This is a genomic window from Archangium sp., assembly GCF_036388035.1.
Classification (GTDB): domain Bacteria; phylum Myxococcota; class Myxococcia; order Myxococcales; family Myxococcaceae; genus Archangium.
Genome location: NZ_DASVSO010000759.1, coordinates 1 through 4,379 on the forward strand (window position 1 = coordinate 1; position 4,379 = coordinate 4,379).

The following is a 4,379-nucleotide window of genomic DNA, read 5'->3' on the forward strand; positions in this document are numbered from 1 at the left end:
GATCAAGGATCGTGGCCACAGTGCCATCAGGCTGGAGTTCTTCAGCATAGGCCCGAGAAAGTTTGGCAAGCACGTCAGCCGGGTTCTCTACGGAGCGACGCCCAAAAGCCGGAACCACATCGATGCGTCCGCGGCGATCGCCAAGTGCCGAGGGGCCGACGAGATCTACGAAAAAGCTTTCGTCCAGAGCAGTGAGGCCGTTCTCGACCAAGGCATCAATCATGCCGTACTCGGGGAGCGTGTCGGGATTTAGCAGAAACGAACCGAGCCCGGGTGCCTCCATGTCTAAGTCAATCGCGAGCACCCGCCTGCCGCGCGCTGCGAGGTGTGCTGCGACAACGGAAAGCGCCGTAGACCGACCAACGCCGCCCTTGATACTGGCGAAGACGAACCGCAGGGGTTGAGGCGCGGGTGGTGTGGGTGCGCGCAGCCAGTCAATTCCGACTAGCCGTCGATCAAGCAACCGGATGTGGTGGGAGCCCACTGTGATCCGGAGTGTCAACGGGTCGTTACGCACTGAGTCGGCACCGTAGTCACTGGCGCTCGTCACGACGCGGTCCGTCCGCGCATACACGCCGAGTTCCTCTCGTAGCCGCCTGGAAAGACGGTTAACGGTTTCCTCAGCTAGTGAAGTAGTGGCGAAGAAGGCCAACCGACCGACCGAGTCCCTGAGAACAGTCCCATCAGACAACGCGGTACTGCCCAATTCGTCGGCGACCACCTGGGCCAGAATTCGCAGACTGTCATCAAACCGCACCGGTGTCTTGACCATAGTCAGCTCCCCACCGCGCTGACAGCGCGCCGCGCTTGCTCCCTCCAAGCGGTTACCCATTGTTCCAAGACCTGCTGCCCATCCGCGTACCGCATTGATACATGCCAATTATTTAGGAAGCGGTCGTCGTTAATGAATGCCGAGAGTGGCCGGGCGGACCGTCCTTGCAATGCGTCGCGCAAGAGTGTCCGAAGTTCTGGGAAATGGGCGTAAAAGGCTTCTTGTCGGCGCGCGAGAGGGATGTTCTCCATCATCGCCTTGACGGCGCACTCCGCAGCAAGGCCATATAGGTAACCTGCAACGTCCCGGCGCGCACCACTGTCGGCGAGTTCATCTGCGGCCATAAGATGCCGGCGCGCTGCAGCAGGCAGGTTTGGGGTGAAGGCCATGAGTCGTGTGCTTACCGCTTCGAGCCAAGGATCGCAAAAGAAGAAGAGCCTTGGACTTTCGCCCTCTGCCAAGTTTCCCGGCGGGCCTTCTATCAAGTCGATCTTCCCACTGCAGGATTTATGGCGCTGTACTCGTCCCTGGGGTAAGCGTACAGGCGCCCTGCCCGACAGGAAGTTGTGTCGAGGCACCTGCCCCCATAAACCCCTAAGAGACTTTCCGGTAAGAGGCTGCTTTGCATCCTCGCCCGAGGAGCAACCTGCTAGGAATGAGTCCTACCGGAACAGTTTCTTAGCGTGCGGCGTCAGCCCCCCACGTCGAGGACGTCATGCCCGCGGTGAACAAGCCCCGCTCTCCCCAGGACACGCTGCCCGCTCGCCTCCAGTCGCTGCTCGAGGGCCTCACCCAGCGCGAGCTGGCCGAGCGGCTGGAGCGCGTCTACCGGGCGGCGGCGCTGGCCATCGACCGGCTGGGCTACCTCAACATCGTCAAGTACGAGCCCACCACGCTGGAGGAGACGGAGGGGGCGGACCTGTCCCTCTGGGAGACGATGGCGCCGGCCATCCGGGACACCGTGGTGGACGTGAACGCCCTCGGGTCCGCCATCCGCGAGGCCTTCCCGCCGCCCGCGGAGGCCCCTCGCCCCGGCGCCTGGGAACCGCCCCCCGCGAGCGCCGACGAGCGCCGGGCCCAGGAGGTGGAAGCCGTGCTGAACGCGTGCGCGCAGCGCCTGTCCCAGCGCGTGGCGGACCTGGGCCAGCGGGTGCGGCGGCCCGAGGTGGTGAGCGACCGCTGGGCGCTCATGGCGGAGCTGCAGACCTTCCGCGCGGACTTCCGCTCGCAGATCGGTGACCTCGTGTACCTCACGGCGGCGGCCTTCGCGGACGTGAAGCGCGAGCAGGTGGTGCCGGGCTACCAGGCCGAGGTGTCCTCGGCCGCGGCGCTGCGGGGCGCGGTGGCGGACCTGAAGCGCTCGCTCCAGTCGAAGCTGGAGAAGGCGCTGGCCACTCCTGCCCGGGAGCTGCCGGCGCACGCGCGGCGGCTGGAGGAGACGCTGGCGGCCTTCGTGGGCATGCCGGCCTCGCTGACGCTGAAGACGCGGGACAAGCGCCAGTTCGTGGAGCTGCGCGAGCACCTGCGCGCCCTCGCCTCCCAGCCAGAAGTCTCCGCCCCGGAGCTGCGGGCGCGGGTGGAGCCCTTCCTGGGCGAGCTGGTGCGGGTGGGCGCGGAGCTGACGCAGCGGCTGCTCACGGCGCACGACCGCGCGGTCTGGTCCGCGTGCGGGGCGCGGCTGGAGCAGGCGACGATGCACCTGTTCCTGGGCTCGCCGGGAGCCGCGCGGGTGCTGCGGGAGGCGGTGATGGCGGCGACGGCGCTCCAGGGCCGGGCGCCGGTGTTCGACGCCTTCCTGCGCAAGGTGCGCCTGGCTCCCGAGCAGTCCTTCGAGGACGCGGAGCTGCGCGAGACGCTCGAGCTCTTCCGCGAGCGTATCGCGGCCCTGTCGTTCACCTGAGGCGAAGCGGGGACTACTTGGGCTCGCTCTTGGCGCCCTCGGGCAGCGCGGCGGGCACGGCCACGGCGGTGCGCGGAATCACCAGCTTGCGGTACTCCTCGGCGAGCGTGGCGGGCGTCATCTCCTCCTGCCACTGCTTGGGGTTGGTGTTCCACCCGAAGTCGGCGGGCACCTTGCCGCCGCCCTGGCTCTTGTACCCCATCATGTCCGGGAACTTGTCGGACCACCGCCCGGCGGGATCCGTCTCACGGGTGATGGGCTCGCGGTTGGGTCGAGGCGTGTAGTTGCTCATGGCGCGTGACTCCTAGCAGAAGCGCGACCTCTCCGGAACCGCTACCCGACCCCGGCCGATACCCCACCCCTTCCCCACCTACGCGGGCCCGCTCGCTGCCCGCTCGACGGAGGGGGCCTCGACCCGGGAGCCCTGCCCCCGGCGGCGGCGCGAGGTCGGCGGCAGCCACCGCGGACCCAGCTCGAACACGGCGGCGAAGTAGCGCGCCTGCGCCTCGCTGCCATAGCGATAGCGGCGCACCCCGCCCTCCTTCAACGTCACCTCCACCCCCCAGCCCTTCCTGTGCCGACGCAGCGCTACGCGCGCAATCTCCATCCCCACCTCCCCCCCTCCAAGAACACCCTTCCTCATGGAAACGGCGTGCCAACCCGAGCGCCTGTCCTCGCCCGGTTGCGGTGTGCGTCCGTGGACACAATCGGGGGAGACCGTAGGACGTACAGGCCCGCTCGCCCGCCCTCCAGCAAGGCACGGAGAGGGCCCGGAAACGCCAGCCTTCGCCTTGTGCCGGCCGATTCCTGCGTTACGTCAAAGGCATGACTGCCACTCCCGAGAACAACCCGGGCGAGAACATCGCCGAGTTCACGCTTCCCCAGGGCTGCATGCTGTGCGGCGGCGCGGTGTCCATCCGCAGCACGCCCGGTGGGGGCTCTCACAGCTACTGCCCCCACTGCCACTGGCTGTCGCGCACACGGCTGCGCATGCACAAGAACGGTCTGGAGATCGCCTACGCCACGCAGGGCAACGCGTAGACGTCCTCACCGCAGGACCCACAGCGCCACGGGCACCGTGACGAACGAGAGCGGAATGCCCAGCCCCACCATCAGGGCCGCCAGCGGTGGATCCAGGTCATGCTCCGCGGCGAGGATGGCCGACGTCACCATGGGCGCCATGGCCGCCTGGAGCACGGTGACCTCGAAGGTGAGGCGCCCCATGCCGGGCAGCGCCAGCAACACGAGCACGATCCCCAGCGGCGCCAGCGCCAGCTTGTAGCCGAGCCCCAGCACCAGCGCTCGCACCCGGCCCTTCAGGCCCGAGGGCCTCAGCTGAAAGCCCACCGAGAAGAGCGCCAGCGGGGTGAGCAGATCTCCCAGCCGGCCGAGCACCACCTCGAGCCAGCCGGGATACGCCCACGGACGCAGCAGGAACGCCGTCACCAGGGCGAGAAAGGGCGGGAAGCCCACCACCTTCTTGAGCAGCGCCCCCAGCCGGGTGTCCTGCGCGGCGGCGTGCGAGGCGAAGAGGGTCGCCACCGTGCCCAGCACGAGGAACGAGCCGAGCTGATCCACCACCACGGCCACCTGCAGCGCCTCGCGGCCCATCAGCCCCTCGATGAGGGGCAGGCCCACGAAGGCGGTGTTGCTCAACCCGCCGGTGAGCACGAGCGCCGCCACGGTGCCCGGCGCGAAGCCGAGCCG

General features: G+C 68.2%; 6 protein-coding genes. 2 read left to right on the top strand and 4 right to left on the bottom strand.

The genetic code is table 11. From position 1 onward, the window contains the following. A partial coding sequence (locus tag VF697_RS31085) for a KGGVGR-motif variant AAA ATPase (RefSeq protein WP_331100624.1) occupies nucleotides 1-772 on the bottom strand: 772 nt, incomplete at its 3' end. Between the two features lie 715 nt (nucleotides 773-1,487). On the opposite strand from VF697_RS31085, the gene VF697_RS31090 reads away from it, so the two are divergent. Beyond that, entirely contained in the window at nucleotides 1,488-2,672 is a 1,185-nt protein-coding gene (locus VF697_RS31090) for a hypothetical protein (protein WP_331100625.1), read from the top strand. 13 nt (nucleotides 2,673-2,685) lie between these two features. Here VF697_RS31090 and VF697_RS31095 read toward each other — a convergent pair whose 3' ends face one another. Continuing rightward, nucleotides 2,686-2,964: a hypothetical protein gene (locus VF697_RS31095; RefSeq protein WP_331100626.1), complete on the bottom strand. Its 279-nt coding sequence runs from the start codon at nucleotides 2,962-2,964 to the stop codon at nucleotides 2,686-2,688. Between the two features lie 78 nt (nucleotides 2,965-3,042). After that, a complete protein-coding gene (locus VF697_RS31100; protein ID WP_331100627.1) occupies nucleotides 3,043-3,279 on the bottom strand; it encodes a hypothetical protein in 237 nt (78 codons plus the stop codon). A gap of 218 nt (nucleotides 3,280-3,497) precedes the next feature. Here VF697_RS31100 and VF697_RS31105 point away from each other — a divergent pair, with 218 nt between their 5' ends. Continuing rightward, the gene (locus tag VF697_RS31105; protein ID WP_331100628.1) at nucleotides 3,498-3,713 is read left to right on the top strand and encodes a hypothetical protein; all 216 of its coding nucleotides are present in this window, start codon (nucleotides 3,498-3,500) and stop codon (nucleotides 3,711-3,713) included. 6 nt (nucleotides 3,714-3,719) lie between these two features. Here the strand turns inward: VF697_RS31105 and VF697_RS31110 are convergent. Beyond that, nucleotides 3,720-4,379, bottom strand: a 660-nt coding sequence (locus VF697_RS31110) for an AEC family transporter (protein ID WP_331100629.1), incomplete at its 5' end; no start/stop codon positions are given.

What these genes read in the sequence shown, in the direction of transcription:
- VF697_RS31090 (WP_331100625.1), top strand. Translation starts at nt 1,488, where the DNA reads ATGCCCGCGGTGAACAAGCCCCGCTCTCCCCAGGACACGCTGCCCGCT.
- VF697_RS31095 (WP_331100626.1), bottom strand. Translation starts at nt 2,964, where the DNA reads ATGAGCAACTACACGCCTCGACCCAACCGCGAGCCCATCACCCGTGAG.
- VF697_RS31100 (WP_331100627.1), bottom strand. Translation starts at nt 3,279, where the DNA reads ATGGAGATTGCGCGCGTAGCGCTGCGTCGGCACAGGAAGGGCTGGGGG.
- VF697_RS31105 (WP_331100628.1), top strand. Translation starts at nt 3,498, where the DNA reads ATGACTGCCACTCCCGAGAACAACCCGGGCGAGAACATCGCCGAGTTC.